This is a genomic window from Oceanobacillus sp. M60, assembly GCF_053839645.1.
In genome coordinates this window covers 269,138-286,566 of record NZ_JBSSNH010000005.1, presented here as the reverse complement: position 1 = coordinate 286,566, position 17,429 = coordinate 269,138, and the positions used below count along the sequence as shown (strand labels likewise).

The window sequence follows — 17,429 nt, the reverse complement described above, 5'->3', positions numbered from 1 at the left end:
CTTCATAATTTATGAATTTTACCGATATTAAAAGTAGGTACAATGGAAAACGGGAGGATACATATGGATAAATCATCAGTCATAGGATTAATATTAGGACTAATTGCTATCGGCGTAGGGATGGTATTAAAAGGAGCAGACTTAGCTGCATTGCTTGAGCCGGCAGCATTTCTTATCATCCTGTTAGGGACAGTTGCAGCAGTTACGATTGCCTTCCCGGGAAGTGCGCTGAAGAAAGTCCCGGCATTATTTAAGAAATTATTTTTTGAAGAGAAACAAACTGATTCAAAAGAGCTTATTGTCTTATTCATGGATTGGGCAGATCAAACGCGTAAAGAAGGGCTTCTTTCTTTAGAGAACCAAGTAAATGAAGTAGATGACCCCTTTCTTTCGTCTGGTTTGCAATTAGCCATTGATGGACAATCACCGGATTTTATCAAAGATGTCATGATTGAAAAGATAGAAGCGATGGAGCAGCGGCATGAAGAAGGTGCTGCTATATTTTCACAAGCTGGTACATATGCTCCGACACTGGGAGTACTTGGTGCAGTAATCGGATTGATTGCAGCACTCGCTGATATGTCTGACATTGACGCATTGGGACATGCCATTTCAGCAGCCTTTGTGGCGACCTTGCTGGGGATTTTCACAGGTTATGTTTTATGGCACCCATTCGCTAATAAATTGCGTGAAAAATCGAAGCGGGAAGTACTGCAAAAAGAATTAATTGTGGAAGGCGTCTTGTCTATTACAACAGGCGATTCCCGTTTAATTGTGCAGGAAAAATTAGGATCTTTACTTTCTTCCAAAGAGCTGGCAGAACTGCAGAAGAGGGATAGCGATGGCTAGAAGAAAAAGAAAGAAAAAACAATCACATGTAGATGAATCTTGGCTGCTTCCTTATTCTGATTTATTAACCTTATTAGTAGCCTTATTTATAGTTTTATTTGCTTCCAGTGATGTCAATGTGGAAAGATATTTCCAGCTTGCTAATGTCTTTCGTGATGAATTATCATCCGGATCAGGGACAGGACTGTTAGATTACGAGTCGGAACCAATTCCGCCCAGTATGAAAGAAGGTCGGGACGAAGGAGATTATATGGAAGAGGGCACAGATGATGAAGAAGGAAGCGAAGAGGAGACAGCTGACGAAGCTGATATAGAAGGAGAACAGGAGCTTCTCAGGCTTAGACAGGTCGAGGAAGAAATTAATATATATATTGAAGAAGCAGGTCTTACTGAAGAATTTGGAACAACTTTAACAGGAGAAGGGCTGCTGGTGACCATGCGCAATGATATTCTGTTTGATTCTGGAAGTGCAGTGGTCAAACAAGAAGGAATACAGGTTGCAGAAGATGTTTCTCAAATCCTGCATACAGAGCCTCCGCATCAGGTCGTTATCAGCGGCCATGCCGATGATGTTCCAATTCATAACGCAGATTTTGAATCAAATTGGGAATTGAGCGTGACACGGGCAATGAATTTTATGCAGATTTTGATGCAAAATGATGATCTTGATCCGACACTGTTTAGCGTGAAGGGGTATGGAGAATTTGAACCGGCTTTTCCTAATGATACAGAAGAAGACAGAGCAAGGAACAGACGTGTAGAAGTTCTGGTTTTACCTAATTATGAGATCAATGTTCCGGATGAAACAAATGAAGATTAGAATAGAGGGGAAATCTTATGGATACGCAACAATATTTGGATATTTTCTTAGATGAAAGCCAGGAGCATTTACAGTCAATCAATGATTTTATATTGAAATTAGAAGAAGATCCTTCTAACTTGGAATATGTACATGAGATATTCCGCTCTGCCCATACGCTAAAAGGGATGGCAGCAACAATGGGGTATGAAGATATTGCCTCTCTGACGCATAAAATGGAGAACGTTCTGGACCTGATTCGTAATGAAGAATTAATGACAAACACGGAAATCATCGATACGTTATTTATGTCTATTGATGATTTGGAAGATATGGTTGATTCTGTGCGAAACGGAGGAGACGGTAAAAAAGATGTCAGTGAACATGTGAAAAAACTGGAAGCAATTGAAAAAGGAGAAGGTATTTCTGAATCAGCAGCTGCAGCAGCAGTGGAAGAAAAGGAAGATACAGGAAATTATTTCAAAGCATCCGATTTAGATGAATTTCAGTTCACGGTTGTTCAGCAGGCCAAAGAACAAGGGATGACCCCCTATGATTTAAAAGTAACGTTTGAAGCGAGCTGTATTTTAAAAGGCGCCCGGGCATTTATGGTGTTTGAAGTATTAGAGAACTTGGGAGAAATTATCCGTACTTCCCCGACTGTAGAAGAGATTGAGGAAGGGACATTTGATTCAGGATTTACACTTTTATTTTTGACAGACCAAGAGCCGGACGCCTTGGTGGAAGCAGTGAAAAATGTATCAGAAGTGGAAACGGTTGAAGCACATGTGATCGAAACGGATGAAACGGCTTCGGATACGGAGGAACAGACAGAGGAAAAAACAGCAGAGAAAGAAATCGTGCAAGCAAATAAAAAAACGGTCAGTGAAAAGGTGACAGAGGTACCAGCGAAGAAGTCTGAAACAAAGGCAGAAGTGTCGAAAAATAAAGAGGCTGCACAAAATAACGGAAAGAAAACTGCTTCTAAGAATATCCGGGTAAATCTCGATAAGATTGATAATCTTTTAAACTTATTTGAAGAGGTTGTGATTGATAGAAGCCGACTTGAGGTGCTTGTTTCCTCAATAGACAATAGTGATTTAAGAGAGACTGTAGAGCATTTAAGCAGAGTAAGTTCGGATATGCAATCGCTGATTCTGGCGATGCGAATGGTTCCAATCGAGCAGGTTTTCAACCGTTTTCCAAGAATGATCCGTCAATTATCCAAAGATTTAAATAAAAAAATTGCCCTGGAAATAAAAGGTGCAGAAACAGAAGTAGATCGCACGGTCATTGACGAAATTGGGGATCCGCTGGTCCATCTGATTCGTAATTCTTGTGATCATGGAATTGAAAGGCCGGAGAAGCGGATTGCGAACAATAAGCCGGAGGAAGGCAAGCTCGTATTACGTGCTTACCACAGCGGAAATCATGTTTTTGTCGAAATAGAAGATGATGGTGCGGGAATCAACCGCGAAAAAGTATCGGAAAAAGCGATTGAAAACAATATTATTACACCACAGGAAGCCGAAGAGTTAACCGATGATCAAGTTGCAGCGTTAATTATGAGTTCAGGATTCAGTACAGCTGATACGATTTCCGATGTATCGGGACGCGGTGTTGGCTTAGATGTTGTAAAAAATAAAATCGAAGCATTAGGCGGTAAAATTTCCGTAACAACTATGACAGGGAAAGGAAGCACCTTTTCCATCCAGCTGCCTTTGACCTTATCGATTATTACTACCATGCTTGTCCATGTTAAGAAGGAAACATTAGCGATTCCATTAACTTCTATTTTAGAGACGATTATGCTTCCTAAAGAAAAGATTATGTGTGCGCAAGGAGCAGATGTTATCGATTATCGTGGCAAAATTATACCTGTCTTGTCTTTAGGTAAGGTACTAAAGGTTCCTGATTATGATACGGAAGCAGATCGTTATTCTACTGTAATCATCAAAAAGGGAGAAAAACTGCTGGGATTAATTGTCGATGAACTGATTGGTCAGCAGGAAGTTGTATTAAAATCGCTAGGGAATTATCTTGGAGAAGTATTTGCCGTATCAGGAGCAACCATATTAGGTGATGGTGAGGTCGCTTTGATTATTGATCCTAATGCGCTGATTGATTAAAGTGCATTTAAAGAAAGGGGGAAAGTAAATGGATACAGAGAAACATATTATATTCAGATTAAAAGAACAGACCTTTGCTGTTCATGTGCAGCAAATCGTTTCCATAGAGCGGGCATTATCTCTAACAGAAATACCTCGTACTCCTGGTTTTATGAAAGGTGTTACGGAAATGCGGGGAGTAATGACCCCTATTATTGATTTACGGGAAAGATTGAATCTAGGCGGTGTTGATATCACAGACCAGACCAGAACGCTCGTTGTACAAGTTGATGAGATGCAAATTGGGATGGTTGTGGATCAGGCGACAGAGGTAAAGGATATACCAGCTTCCTTCATTAAGTCTGCCCCTAAGCTTGTCGGTGAGATAAAAGATACCTTTTTATTAGGTGTAGCAACGATTGACGATGAACTTATTTTACTGTTAGATTTGGAGCAGATTATTCAATTCACCGAAAAAAATCAGCTTCAGGAAATCATCAATGATATAGATGAATCTGGGAAAACTATCGAAAGCTAGCTGTTTAGAAAGCACTTAATTAGAAATATCTGATTAGGTGTTTTCTTTTTGAAAACGAGAAACAGAGTATTTCCTGGGAAATATAATAGGATAATTTGTAGAAACAGCAGTTTTTTATAAAAAAACGAGAGAAAACTCCCTCTTCAAGCGCGTAGAGGTAAGGGGGAGACGAATCTCCCATGCACAAAAGATTGCTTTTGAGTGTCTAAACTGTCCAATATGGAATCGAACAAACGTTCCAAAAAACATCCTTTTTCTGATATAATAGACAGGAGAGGTAAGAAGCTATGAAAGTAAAAAAGCATTTTGTTTTCGTATCTATCCGAACAAAAAACAAATCACCTTCATCCATAAGACAATCGGCTGCTCCCGCTTTGTCTACAACTATTTTACAGGAAAACAAAAAGACCACTATTGGCATACGGTGAATGAAATGATACAACACGGACAGCTTCTTCAAAATAATTGGAAGAGCGAATTTTTCAATGAAAATAAGGCAATCAAAGCAGTTCGGGAATTAAAGAAAACCTATCCCTTCTTCAAAGAAGTCGATAGTATTGCCCTTCAAAAAGCGGTGGAAAACGTGAATGATTCCTATACGCGCTATTATAAGAAACAGAATAAGGCACCTCGTTTTAAATCAAAAAAGAATTCTGTTCAATCCTATACCACGAAACATGTCAATGCCATCACCAAAGAGATAGGAACGCAAGCAGGAATCTTCGTAAAGAAGCATTGCGATTAACCGCAGGGACTGCGGGGATAGCCTAATCCATAACTGACCGGTAGGTTGGTGTTCTTAGGAATCTCCCACTTCAAGCAACTTATAAGGTGGATAAGCGGGGGTAGTTCAAAATCTAATGGATGCGCCAAGCTGCGTTTTAGTAGTAAAAGCATCCGGGTTTCCAGTATACTTAAACAAGATAACAGAGAAATGAGGTATGAATAAAATGACAAAATCGGTGAAGTTAATTGCCTTGGATATGGATGGAACATTGTTAAATCCGGCACTTGAGGTATCAAAGCGTAATAAGGAAGCCATCCAGGAGGCATTGCGTCAAGGTATCCAAGTGGTACTAAGTACTGGACGGGGAATTGATACATGCTATCCTTATGCAGAAGAGTTAAAATTACAGACATTTATGATTACAGCTAACGGCGGCCAGGTGTGGACAATGGAAAAAGAATTGCTCCAGCAGAAACTGTTGGCTAATGAAACAGTAGAAAAACTGCAGCAATATACCGAAGAAGCAGGGGTACACAGATGGATGATTTCTACGGAAGGAGTATTTCAAGGCGATGAAACAGTAAATATACAAGATTATCAATGGCTTAAATTCGGATGTGCTTCAGAGGATCTGGATAGACTGCAGGAAGTTAAAGATAGGTTAAAGGAGCTGGAGGGTTTAGAAATAACAAACTCTTTGCCGACAAATATTGAAATTAACCCTGAAGGTGTAAGCAAAGCAAATGCATTATCCTTTCTTTGCGATCGTACCGGGATTTCTATGGAAGAAATTATGGCAGTCGGTGACAGTCTGAACGATTTGAAAATGATTCAGCAAGTAGGTGTAGGTGTTGCGATGGGCAATGCGCAAGAAAAAATAAAAGAAGCAGCTAATGCTGTAACAGACAGTAATCTGGAAGACGGTGTCGGTAAAGCAATTGAAAAATTTGCATTGAAATAATTGATGATATCCATATGTTTCATGTATGGGAATACAAAAGGAATTGGGCAGTATACAAAAAGCTGTCTAATTCTTTTTTGTATATATGAATCTTTTTATCATATATAGCTATTCAGCGCATATAATAAAAAAAGAGCATTTCGCTTTTAAACAGTATATCAAAATGGAAAGTAGTACAAGCTATAAGAAGAAGCTGACACATGAATTTATGGAAATAAAGGTACAATATTTGAAAAAAGTATGAAAAGTTGTTATGCTCAAAAGTTTCACTCTTTCAAGTTTTAGCGTATACTGTATATAAGGAAGGGAGATGCTATAATGTCTTTTTCGCGTGGACCTAAGGAACCAGTGCCAGAGGTGGAAACAAACGTCTGGTCATGCACTCAAGAAGATTGTCAAGGATGGATGAGAGAATCGTTTAGTTTTGAAGCTGAGCCGAGCTGCCCTTTATGCCAATCTGAAATGGCAAAAGAAGTTCGAGTAATTCCTGAATTGAAGTAAATAGTATCTCTATAATTTACTGAGGATAGAACGAAGCGAAGATGCAGCGGGTTGATTTTGATCCGCTGCATCTTCGCGTTCGTTAAACAGGAAATAGAAAGCATATTTTCAATATGGTGGTATAGTCAAGTTCAAATACCTATAGCTGAGCAGTTTGCAAACGAAATATAAAGGATTTTCATACATAAAAAATTTAATAGTTGAAATTATTGTAAATGTAAGATAATATTTGCTATACTGTAATAACAAATTAATATATTATTCACATCAAAATGTAATCGCTTACAATAAGGAGGAGTTTAAATGAGGTATGCTAATCCGAACACAGAAGGTGCTATTGTAAACTATGAAAAGCGTTATGATAATTACATTGGGGGAAAGTATCAGCCGCCGCTAAAGGGAAACTACTTTGAGAATACAACTCCGATTACAGGTGAAGTGTTTTGTGAAATCGCCCGTTCCACAAAGGAAGACGTGGATGCGGCGATTGATGCAGCATATGAGGCGAAAGATGCGTGGGGTCAAACATCTGTCGCAGAACGGGCACTGATTTTAAATCGTATTGCTGACCGGATGGAAGAGAATTTAGAAAAGCTGGCCGTAGCAGAAAGCTGGGAGAACGGGAAAGCAGTCCGGGAGACCTTGGCAGCAGATATTCCATTGGCAATCGATCATTTCCGTTATTTTGCAGGGACGATTCGCGCGCAAGAGGGGACGCTGAGCCAAATTGATAATGATACGGTTGCTTACCATTTTCATGAGCCGTTAGGAGTCGTCGGTCAAATTATTCCATGGAACTTTCCAATATTAATGGCAACCTGGAAGCTTGCCCCAGCATTGGCTGCCGGAAACTGCGTTGTATTGAAGCCTGCTGAACAGACACCGGCTTCGATTCATGTGCTGTTGGATTTAATCAAGGACTTGTTGCCAGACGGTGTGGTGAATATTGTCAACGGTTTTGGAGTAGAAGCAGGGAAGCCGCTTGCCACAAACAGCCGTATCGCGAAAATTGCATTTACAGGCGAAACCACGACTGGCCGTCTCATTATGCAATATGCGTCTGAAAATATAATTCCAGTAACCTTGGAGCTGGGAGGCAAATCACCGAATATATTTTTTGAAGACATATTAGATAAGGATGACAGCTTTGTAGATAAAGCAATTGAAGGAATGGTCATGTTTGCCCTGAACCAGGGGGAAGTTTGTACATGTCCGTCCCGCGCCCTTGTGCATGAATCAATCTACGACCGGTTTATGGAAAAAGCAATTGAACGTGTCAATCAAATTAAAATTGGTCACCCGCTTGATACAGAGACGATGATGGGAGCCCAAGCCTCGGAAGAACAATTTGAAAAAATTAAGTCTTATCTCGATATTGGCAAGCAGGAAGGTGCAGAAGTTCTTGTCGGTGGAGATGTTAATAAGCTTGACGGAGAACTGGCTTCCGGGTATTATGTGCAGCCGACAATTTTTAAAGGGAATAATAAGATGCGTATTTTCCAGGAGGAGATTTTCGGTCCGGTATTATCCGTAACTACATTCAAGGATAAGGAAGAGGCGCTGGAAATCGCAAATGATACACTATATGGTCTAGGTTCTGGTATCTGGACACGTGATATGAACACAGCGTATCGTTTTGGACGCGGCATTCAAGCCGGGCGCGTATGGACCAATTGTTATCATCAGTACCCTGCGCATGCCGCATTTGGAGGATATAAAAAATCAGGAATCGGCAGAGAAAATCATTTAATGATGCTGGATCATTATCAACAGACAAAGAACTTACTGGTCAGCTACAGCGAAGGCCCGGCTGGTTTATTTTAAAATAAAAAAAGGTTATAGGAACAGCAAAATGGCAGGCATAGGTTAGATACGTATGCCTGCCGAAACATACGGATTCTCTTGTCTGCAGTTACTTAAATAAGGAGGTATTTTCCATGGTAGACAGAGTGGTTGCAACGCAGGATGCGCAGAACTTGATGGAGAAGCTGAAAGACATTCATGGCCCGCTTATGTTTCATCAGTCAGGAGGCTGCTGTGACGGAAGCTCGCCCATGTGTTATCCGCTTGGAGAGCTAAAAACCGGCGAGTCGGATGTCTTATTAGGAAAACTGCCAGGCGATATCCCATTTTATATATCTAGAGATCAATTTGAGTATTGGAAGCATACGCAGCTTATTATTGATGTTGTTAATGGAAGGGGCGGGATGTTCTCGTTAGAAGGACCTGAAGGAAAAAGATTTTTAACTCGTTCGAGAGTTTTTTCAGAGGAAGAAGCAGAAGCGTTAAATGGAAGCCCATGATCATTTCAATTTTTAATAAAAACCAAGTTTTCTAAACAATTAAAAATCTCTGCTTGATTTTTTCAGCTATATCCGGTAGAATAAATTAACAGAAAATTTAGAGTGTGTCCTAAATAGGGGGGATAAGATGGTTACTGTTAAAATGTTAAAGCCTTATTATGTAAAGACAGAAGAGAAATATATCCGGATTATTTTAGCATATCAATACTTCTCCATTATCATGAATAAGAAGGTATATCAATTTATCCCTGTAAAATCTACGGAAGTTCGTATTAATCGCAAGACGAAAAAAATTGAGAATGTCGATGATGTCTTTGCTTTTCAAAAAGGGAAAGAAGTACTCACTATCTCCATGTCACAATTGATTTCGATTCCCGGCTTTTTGGAAATGCTTCACCGTATTGCAGAATCCTATTATTTACCTGAAGATTCGCAGGAGGTTTCCGAACAGCAAAAGGCTTTAGACCAGCTGATAGCAGAAATGGAGTATGAAAATGTCAGAAGGCTGATTGATAAAGCGATTGATAACGATGACAAAGAAACATTCTTAGAATTAACAAGTGCCTTAAACAATCAATAAAATGACTATATTTCTATTTCAGCTGTTTGACAGATGCTATTCTGTTAAATGGCTTTCTTTTGCTTATAAAAAAAGGGTTTGAGCAACAATACCAGTGCTCAAACCCTTTTTGCTATAGAAGCTCTACTCTTTAATATCCATTAATATTTCTGTAGCTTTCTCCACTCCGGAGCTGCGGTCATTGTTTTTGGTTCCTTCCACCATGATGGCGATCATGAGATCCTGGTCATCTGTCGGGTAGCCGACAAACCAGCTATTTTCATCTCCGCTGTCTTCTCCGGTTAATTTTAATTCGGCGGTACCTGTTTTACCTGAGATAGGAAAATCGGCTTCTTCAGCAGGTTTACCAGTTCCTTCTGTGACCACATTACGAAGGGACTCTTGGATTTGATTCGCTTGTTCTTCCGTAACTAAGCCTTCTTTCCAAAACTGCCCGGTTTCTTCATCTGTTAATAATGTCGGCTGTATCATATCTCCATTATTCAAGAAGGCGGAATAAGTAGTTGCCAGATGCAGCGCGCTCATTTCAATTTCACCTTGTCCATAGCTTGTGTGTGCCAGTAAATAATTGTCGTCTAACTCACCTGAATTAGAAATGGTAGAATCTGAAACCGGATAGGTGTATGGGAATTCTTCTCCAACTCCAAATTCATGCAGCCCTTCAACAAAAGCATCTCCGCCCATTTCAACGGCTTTCATTGCAAAGTAAATATTATCTGAACGAACCAGGGCATCATCTAAATCCACAGGTCCGTCGGAGGTCGATACACGTGTTACATTGTAATCCTCCCATTGCAATCCATCAATTTCAATGCCTTTATCGTATTCAATCGTACCGTTTTTCAGCCCGATTGCGCCAGTGACCGGTTTAATAACAGAACCAGGCGCAAACGTGGAGGAAGAACGATTCAGCATAGGCTGTAACTCATCCTCTTCCATATCTGCCCAATAATTTGGGGCAGTGCCATAAAGAATATCGTTTGGATCAAAAGACGGGCTGCTGACTAAGGCTAATGTTTCCCCCGTTTTTGGATCGATGACAGCTGCATTGCCAGGCTCCTCATCAAATCCTTGAAAAACATCATCCTGAATATTGATATCAATTGTTACTGTAATATTCTCTCCGTCTACTGCTTCTGTTTCAGCTAAAGTCACATCTTCTCCGTCATCTTTTGTTACTTGAATCGTCGCTCCTTTTTTACCGCGAAGCTCTTCTTCAAATAAACTTTCTAATCCCCGTGCTCCGATTCTGTCAGAAGAAGTGTATTCTGTCGGGTCTAGCTCTTCCAAATCCTCTGCATTTACGGAGCGGAGATAACCTACTAAGTGAGCGGTTATTTCGCCTTCTGGATAAACCCTGCCGTTTATTTCACGATAGGAAACGCCATCGATTGCATTTAACTCCTGTACGGTATCTGAATCATCTGGGAGGATGGTTTTCAGCGGAACAAATAAATCATCTTCCACCCATTCTGCTTCGATACTGGAATTAATAGAGTCGACAGACATTCCGAGTAAACGGGCTATTTCTTCGCGCTTTGCTTCATTTTCTCCCAATTCACTCGGGATAACTCCAAATTCGTATACGGTATCATTGATTGCCAGTGGCATCTGATTTTTGTCAAGGATTTCTCCTCTTTCCGGCTCGTTGGTAGAAATGCGGATTTCTCCGCCATCTGCAAGATCAGGGAAGATAAAGCCGGAATCCCAATTGATCAGCCAGCTGTCTTCTTCATCTTCCATTTCGATTAAAGTCAGTTCTGCCTGGTAATCAAATGAAATTTCACCGGCGATTGTGTTCATGCTAACAGTGAAGGGAATCGTTGCTATGCCGTCGTCATATGCGTTAGCGACTTCTCTTTCCTCTAATTGCTGTATATTTATTTCAATATCCGTAGCAGCAATATCATCATATAATTTTCCTAAGCGCAGAGCGGACTCTTCTTCGCTATATGTATCTTTTGTTTCCTGAGAAAAAAGATGATACAGAGATTCATAGTCTCCTTCTTCTACTGCTTCTGCATATTGATTTAACGTATTTGTCGGGTCGGTTTGTTCTTCAGAGCACCCGGCTAACAGGGCGATAAAAAGAATCATCCATAAACTTTTTTTCCACATTTTCTAACCCCCATTAAAAAATATCTCTTTACGTAAAAGTATACCACGTTCTACATTTTTTTTAGAAAAATAGATAGAATGACATGAAATTTTTAAAAGTATATTGATCCAATCAGAAAAAGGAAGAGACTGTGTGAAAAAACGTCACGCTGTATATTTACCAGGTGACGTTTTGTTTTCCAATTGGAATCAGCTGTCTGCAGTTCTGAAATCTATGAAAAAAGTTTCAGTAATGACACATTTCTTTATTTTTGTTCCATATGGTCGGTAATCGTTGAGCGGATACGGTTAAATTCATCATCAGGTACCACATAATACCAAACTCCGCCGATGGTTTGACCGTCTCCTTCTATTTCCATTGTTTCGACATTATTTCTTGTTCCGCTATAGTCTGTAAATAATGTTTGCAACCGTTTCATATCTAAATCCGTTTGGACATTATTTCCTAAGATGTCCAGGATGTTGCCTGCTTTGGTAATGCTTGAAAAGCTGGCTGCTTCATCCATTGCAGCAACGATAACATTACGTTGGCGTTCATTTCTTCCCATATCACCGCGGCTGTCTTCTTTTCTCATGCGGATATAAGAAAGAGCTTCCTCGCCATTTAAAGTGAGATTTCCTTCGCTGAAATCATGCCCGTCTTGAGAAAAAGCTGTGCTGTTTTGAACAGTAACGCCGCCTAATGCATCAATACCTTGCTGGAAACCTTCCATATTCACACGTACATAGGAGTGGATAGGCAAACCAAAGGCTTCTTCTACTGTTTCCACAGATAATTCAGTACCGCCTCCTGTTTGAGCAGCTTCACCAAATGCATACGCATGGTTGATTTTATCCATTCCCCGATCCGGGATATTTACATAGGTATCACGAGGAATACTTAACATAAGCATGGAGTCGGTTCTTGGATTTAAGGAAAGCAGTATCATCGTATCCGAACGTCCGACATCTCCATCCCGTTCATCTACTCCCAGAAGCAGAATGTTAACTGCATCTGAATCGCTATAGAGCCGGTTGATTTCATCCTGCCGTTCAGGGTCATTATCTCTTTCTAATGGACTATGCATCGATTCAACAACCTTGCCAACCTGATTCCACACAAAAAAGGCCCCGCCGCCGACGACTAAAATGAAAAACAGTATGATTCCACCAACAATAAATGGCCATTTTTTTCTTTTACGACTTCTATCATTTAATCTGGACACCAATATATTCTCCTCTATTCTTTCCTTAATTTAAACAAATTTTTACTAATTGTCAGGAAAAATAAATCTGTAATAGATTATATCGAAAATTAGATAAATCGTCTATGTTTAAAACAAATTTTGTGCGTACTATTTCTCCTGAGGGTAGGACTTTTGATTCGCTGTGAGATTTGAATTAGCTGTAAAGAGGAGTTTTGACGGGGGGGTTACGCCTTTGAATAGATGAAATCGCTGTCATTTATGAATCTATCAAAAGAGTTAAAAAATTTATCGAAATTAGTAGACAACGCTTCTATTTTTATATAGAATTACGTTTAGTAAGAAAATTCATCTTAGAGTGCAATATTACATATTTGCATGTAGAGTATAGGTTAACGACTTTTAGAAAAAATATTTAAAGGCGGTAGATGAATGGGCAGAGAGCAAGAACAGTATCAGAAGATATTGAAACGGGTTATTCATGATACGGAAAATCAAAAAGTAAATTCAATGGATGAAATCATTCAATTACTTATTAAGGAATTATCATTAAATACGACCACAAACATAAAAAGAAGTTATTAAATAAAAACTCTGTCGGATTATCGAGCAATCTGACAGAGTTTTTTTATTATGAAGGCGTATCCTCTACATCGATGTCGACATATTTCTGGCCGAGCAGTTCGAATGCTGCTTGCGCATTTGTCATTTCCGTTATCCAATCTTGGAAAGTATCGGTTTCTTCCGTTTTGACATAAATAATAAATGCGACATTCTCAAGATAATGAATGTCCTCCAAAAGATATTTGGACTGCTGATGAATTTCGTTTTCCAGCTTGCCGAGCAGTGTATATTCGACAGTGACGGAAACACCTTGCATCAGTTCTCTGCGGACGATTCCGGTCGTTTGGATGCCTTGTGTGGTTGCTGAGCCATAAGCACGGATAAGCCCGCCGGCTCCCAGTTTGATTCCTCCAAAATATCTTGTCACGACCACAGCAGTATCCTTTAATCCTTTTTTCTTCAATACTTCTAACATTGGGACACCAGCTGTTCCGCTTGGTTCACCGTCATCATTCGCTTTTTGGATATAATCGGTTTCCCCGATAATATATGCGGAGCAATTATGTGTCGCATCCCGGTGTTCCTTTTTAATAGATTGAATAAATTCCTGTGCTTCCTCTTCTGATTCCACCCTTTTAACATTTGCGATAAAACGTGACTTTTGAATGGTTATTTCGTCTGTCCCCTGTTTATTTACGGTATAATAAGTTGATAGCATTTTATTTTCACCTCATTATTTTAAGTATTACATAACATCCCTAAGGCATTGTAACCAGCTGTGTCTTTTGGGAATGCCGTTTAAGTCCGCTTGAGCAGCTGTTATCTTCGCTTCATATTTAATTTAACAGATATATACCGGATTTTGGTGAAATTAATTTTTAAATAACCTTATAAAACCAAGGAAAGCTACGAATAATTATAACATAGGTTGGTGAGTTTTTTATGACAATAAGATTAAGCAGTCAAGCGATAGATAACATTGTAGAGAATGTAATGCAGATGGTAAACCAGAGTAAGGATGAAGTATTTGAAATGACCGAGGAAGGCAGAAAAGAGTATGAATACCTTTCTGGGGAATTAGAATCAACGAAAAAGAAAGTAAAGGAATATATCAAAAACGGTGATCAGTTAGAGAACGAAGTCAAAAATCACCGTAAGAAGCTTGCTGCAGTCAGCAGAGACTTTATGAAATACTCTGAGGAAGAAGTGCGGAAGGTTTATGAAAAAACACATGATCTGCAAACAAAATTAGTCATTATGCGCGAAGAGGAAAAACTGTTAAGGAAGCGGCGTGATGAGATAGAGCTCAGATTGACAAATCTTACACATATATTGCAACGCGGAGAAGAGCTTACCGCTAAAATGACGGTTATTTTTAATTTTATGATGGATGACATGAAACAGGTCAATGAGATGATTGAAGATGCCAGAGAAAAACAGGAATTTGGTTTGAAAATCATTGAAGCACAAGAAGAGGAGAGGAAGAAGCTTTCCCGGGAAATCCACGATGGACCGGCTCAAATGCTGGCTAATGTCTTGTTACGGTCCGATATTTTGGACTATGTCATAAAAAAAGGGTCGCCAGAAGAAGTGAGCAAAGAAATTAAATCGCTGCGAAAAAATGTTCGTGCTTCTTTACAGGAGGTGCGGAGAATTATCTATGACCTGCGTCCAATGGCCTTGGATGATTTGGGACTTATCCCGACAATCCGGAAATATGTTGACAGATTGACCGAATATCATAATATTCATGTAGATTTTATTGTATTTGGGAAAGAAAAAAGATTAGATTCCAAATATGAGGTTGCTTTGTTCCGGCTAATGCAGGAGGCTGCGCAGAATGTGATAAAGCATAGTGAAGCAACAACAATCAAAGTGAAATTAGAAATTTTAAAAGATAGATTGATTCTGATTGTAGCCGATAACGGGAAAGGGTTTAATCCGGAAGAAAAAAGTGATAATTCCTTTGGATTAATCGGGATGAAAGAACGCGTGGAGATGCTTGACGGCAAGCTGGAAATCGTGACAGGGGAAGGAAAAGGAACAACGGTTACAATTAATGTTCCATATTCGTTAACTTAAGTATATAATGAAAAAAGAGATATTGTAGAAAAAAAGAGCTTTTTGCAGAAAAGTAGAAAGTATCTGGATTTTTTCATAGGGGTGTCATCATTCATAAATAAATAAGCTGTTAAAAATAGTTTGAGCTGAAATGAGACAATAATGATGAAATATACTACAATAGACTTATTTAATCTAGAGAAAACTATCTATCTATTAATGATGAAGACAACATGACAGTTCAATTAGTATCATTTAGTAGAAAAGGAGATATATATATGGACGCACAAAAAGAAGTAAATATCGTATTAATTGATGACCACAAATTATTTCGCGAAGGTGTCAAACGAATTTTAGAATTCGAACCGGCATTTAAGGTAGTTGCAGAAGCGGATGACGGAACGGATGCAGCTAATCTTGTAAGAGATAATAATCCGGATGTTGTGTTAATGGATATCAATATGCCTAAAATTAACGGGGTACAGGCAACTGCTGACTTACTGAGACAATTTCCGCATACAAAAATAATCATTCTGTCTATCCATGATGATGAAAATTATGTGACACATGCTTTGAAAACGGGGGCGCAAGGCTATCTGCTAAAAGAGATGGATGCAGAAGCACTTGTTGAAGCAATTAAAGTAGTTAGCGAGGGCGGTTCTTATTTACATCCGCGCATTACACATAATTTAGTAAAAGAGTATCGACGTCTGGCACGGGAAAATACTTCCAGTCTGGCAAACAGACATGTAGAGCACCGCAAGCCGCTTCATTTATTGACAAGACGTGAATGTCAGGTGCTGCAGCTGCTGGCAGAGGGGAAAAGCAACCGTGCTGTAGCAGAGTCGCTTTATATCAGTGAAAAAACAGTAAAAAACCATGTAAGTAATATTCTTCAAAAAATGAATGTGAATGATCGTACGCAGGCTGTTGTGTGTGCTATACGAAAAGGCTGGGTAGAGGTTATTTAATTATAATAAACAAAAAAGCGTCCTGATTGAGTCTGTCAGGGCGCTTTTTTCCCTCTGGGCAAGCAGAATCTCTCATTTCTTCATAATGGTGAGGAGAGACGTTCATCTTGCCGGAAAGCATTCGATTTTTACAGCCGTTTCGTGTAGAATAATGTCAAGTAAGCCGTTTTCTATGAGGATATACAGAAACAAGACAGTATAGTAACAGAAAAGAAAAGGGGTAATTGCCTATGAAAGTTGCTGTTATGACAGATAGTACAGCATATATTACGCCGGAAGAACGGGAGAAATATAATATTCATATGGTTCCGTTAAGTGTCAATTTCCCGGATGGATCCTATCGTGAAGAATTAGATATTACCACGGAGGAGTTTTACCGGAAGCTTGCTGACGCCAAAGAATTGCCAAGTACCTCACAGCCGTCTGTCGGCGAGATGACGAAAAAATTAGAAGCATTAGCAGAAGACTATGATGCTGTTATTTCGGTTCATTTATCGAGCGGAATAAGCGGAACCTATCAGACCATGGTAAGTACAGGTGACATGGTGGAAGGAATCGATGTGTATGCCTACGATTCGGAAATCAGCTGTATGCTGCAGGGCTTTTATGTGCTTGAAGCTGCGGCAATGGCTCAAAATGGAGCATCCGCAGAGGCTATTTTAGCGAGATTGGATGAAATAAAAAAATCAGCCCGCGCTTATTTTATGGTGGATGATTTAACGAACCTCCAAAAAGGCGGAAGATTATCGAATGCCCAAGCGATATTAGGAAGTCTGTTACAAATCAAGCCGATTCTTCATTTTGAGGATAAGCTGATTGTTCCTTTTGAAAAAATCCGCACGAAGAAAAAAGCGATATCCCGCATCCTTGCCATGCTGGAAGAAGAGGTTGACGGAGGCAAGGAACTGCGCGTAGTGTTTATTCATGGAAATGACCGTTCTTATGCCGAGAAGCTCGAAGCGGATTTTAAAGAAAAACATTCGGAAATCGAAACATCTATCAGTTATTTTGGACCTGTTATTGGTACGCATCTCGGACAAGGCGCTGTTGGCGTCGCTTGGTATAAAAAATAGAATAAAACTTCATTCAGCAGCAGAAAAGCGCACTGAATGAAGTTTTCTGCTAAATAGATGCTTTTCCCCACAATTTACGGAGGTGTTATATT

General features: G+C 39.5%; 16 protein-coding genes and 1 pseudogene. 14 read left to right on the top strand and 3 right to left on the bottom strand.

Translation table 11 applies throughout. The annotated features are described in order from the left end of the window. Nucleotides 1-63: 63 nt before the first annotated feature. The 10 genes and pseudogenes from motA (at nucleotide 64) to ACW0TQ_RS14510 (ending at nucleotide 9,366) form a co-directional block, all read left to right on the top strand. Nucleotides 64-849: a flagellar motor stator protein MotA gene (gene motA / locus ACW0TQ_RS14555; RefSeq protein WP_042530145.1), complete on the top strand. Its 786-nt coding sequence runs from the start codon at nucleotides 64-66 to the stop codon at nucleotides 847-849. Next, entirely contained in the window at nucleotides 842-1,669 is an 828-nt protein-coding gene (gene motB / locus ACW0TQ_RS14550) for a flagellar motor protein MotB (RefSeq protein WP_042530147.1), read from the top strand. Before motA ends, motB begins: the two co-directional genes overlap by 8 nt. Nucleotides 1,670-1,686: 17 nt before the next feature. Continuing rightward, nucleotides 1,687-3,777, top strand: a complete 2,091-nt coding sequence (locus ACW0TQ_RS14545) for a chemotaxis protein CheA (protein WP_042530149.1) — start codon at nucleotides 1,687-1,689, stop codon at nucleotides 3,775-3,777. Between the two features lie 28 nt (nucleotides 3,778-3,805). Further along, the gene (locus ACW0TQ_RS14540) at nucleotides 3,806-4,294 is read left to right on the top strand and encodes a chemotaxis protein CheW (protein ID WP_042530151.1); all 489 of its coding nucleotides are present in this window, start codon (nucleotides 3,806-3,808) and stop codon (nucleotides 4,292-4,294) included. A 316-nt stretch (nucleotides 4,295-4,610) separates the two neighbouring features. Next, nucleotides 4,611-4,979 (top strand): annotated as a pseudogene (locus ACW0TQ_RS14535) (helix-turn-helix domain-containing protein); the annotation flags it as partial. 265 nt (nucleotides 4,980-5,244) lie between these two features. Then, a complete protein-coding gene (locus ACW0TQ_RS14530) occupies nucleotides 5,245-5,982 on the top strand; it encodes a Cof-type HAD-IIB family hydrolase (RefSeq protein WP_052484911.1) in 738 nt (245 codons plus the stop codon). Nucleotides 5,983-6,300: 318 nt separating this feature from the next. Further along, on the top strand, nucleotides 6,301-6,483 hold the full coding sequence (locus ACW0TQ_RS14525; RefSeq protein ID WP_040978795.1) for a cold-shock protein: 183 nt from the start codon (nucleotides 6,301-6,303) through the stop codon (nucleotides 6,481-6,483). Nucleotides 6,484-6,786: 303 nt separating this feature from the next. After that, complete coding sequence (exaC, locus tag ACW0TQ_RS14520) at nucleotides 6,787-8,307, top strand: acetaldehyde dehydrogenase ExaC (RefSeq protein WP_042530156.1); 1,521 nt, start codon at nucleotides 6,787-6,789, stop codon at nucleotides 8,305-8,307. Between the two features lie 113 nt (nucleotides 8,308-8,420). Further along, nucleotides 8,421-8,786: a DUF779 domain-containing protein gene (locus ACW0TQ_RS14515; protein ID WP_193064271.1), complete on the top strand. Its 366-nt coding sequence runs from the start codon at nucleotides 8,421-8,423 to the stop codon at nucleotides 8,784-8,786. Nucleotides 8,787-8,913: 127 nt separating this feature from the next. Beyond that, entirely contained in the window at nucleotides 8,914-9,366 is a 453-nt protein-coding gene (locus ACW0TQ_RS14510; RefSeq protein ID WP_193064272.1) for an IDEAL domain-containing protein, read from the top strand. Nucleotides 9,367-9,489: 123 nt separating this feature from the next. On the opposite strand, the gene ACW0TQ_RS14505 is transcribed toward ACW0TQ_RS14510, so the two are convergent. Beyond that, the gene (locus tag ACW0TQ_RS14505; RefSeq protein WP_455725791.1) at nucleotides 9,490-11,484 is read right to left on the bottom strand and encodes a penicillin-binding transpeptidase domain-containing protein; all 1,995 of its coding nucleotides are present in this window, start codon (nucleotides 11,482-11,484) and stop codon (nucleotides 9,490-9,492) included. 245 nt (nucleotides 11,485-11,729) lie between these two features. Continuing rightward, the gene (locus tag ACW0TQ_RS14500) at nucleotides 11,730-12,689 is read right to left on the bottom strand and encodes an LCP family glycopolymer transferase (protein WP_419880332.1); all 960 of its coding nucleotides are present in this window, start codon (nucleotides 12,687-12,689) and stop codon (nucleotides 11,730-11,732) included. 411 nt (nucleotides 12,690-13,100) lie between these two features. On the opposite strand from ACW0TQ_RS14500, the gene ACW0TQ_RS14495 reads away from it, so the two are divergent. Next, nucleotides 13,101-13,253, top strand: a complete 153-nt coding sequence (locus ACW0TQ_RS14495) for a hypothetical protein (protein ID WP_175297007.1) — start codon at nucleotides 13,101-13,103, stop codon at nucleotides 13,251-13,253. Between the two features lie 46 nt (nucleotides 13,254-13,299). On the opposite strand, the gene ACW0TQ_RS14490 is transcribed toward ACW0TQ_RS14495, so the two are convergent. Beyond that, complete coding sequence (locus tag ACW0TQ_RS14490) at nucleotides 13,300-13,950, bottom strand: YigZ family protein (protein WP_256704987.1); 651 nt, start codon at nucleotides 13,948-13,950, stop codon at nucleotides 13,300-13,302. A gap of 224 nt (nucleotides 13,951-14,174) precedes the next feature. Here ACW0TQ_RS14490 and ACW0TQ_RS14485 point away from each other — a divergent pair, with 224 nt between their 5' ends. The 3 genes from ACW0TQ_RS14485 to ACW0TQ_RS14475 all read left to right on the top strand — a co-directional run bounded on the left by ACW0TQ_RS14485 (nucleotide 14,175) and on the right by ACW0TQ_RS14475 (nucleotide 17,337). Continuing rightward, nucleotides 14,175-15,314 (top strand): sensor histidine kinase, encoded by a 1,140-nt coding sequence (locus tag ACW0TQ_RS14485; RefSeq protein WP_042530167.1) that lies wholly within the window; start codon nucleotides 14,175-14,177, stop codon nucleotides 15,312-15,314. A 257-nt stretch (nucleotides 15,315-15,571) separates the two neighbouring features. Next, on the top strand, nucleotides 15,572-16,264 hold the full coding sequence (locus ACW0TQ_RS14480) for a response regulator (protein WP_042530169.1): 693 nt from the start codon (nucleotides 15,572-15,574) through the stop codon (nucleotides 16,262-16,264). A 230-nt stretch (nucleotides 16,265-16,494) separates the two neighbouring features. Continuing rightward, the gene (locus ACW0TQ_RS14475) at nucleotides 16,495-17,337 is read left to right on the top strand and encodes a DegV family protein (protein WP_042530170.1); all 843 of its coding nucleotides are present in this window, start codon (nucleotides 16,495-16,497) and stop codon (nucleotides 17,335-17,337) included. Nucleotides 17,338-17,429 lie beyond the last annotated feature (92 nt).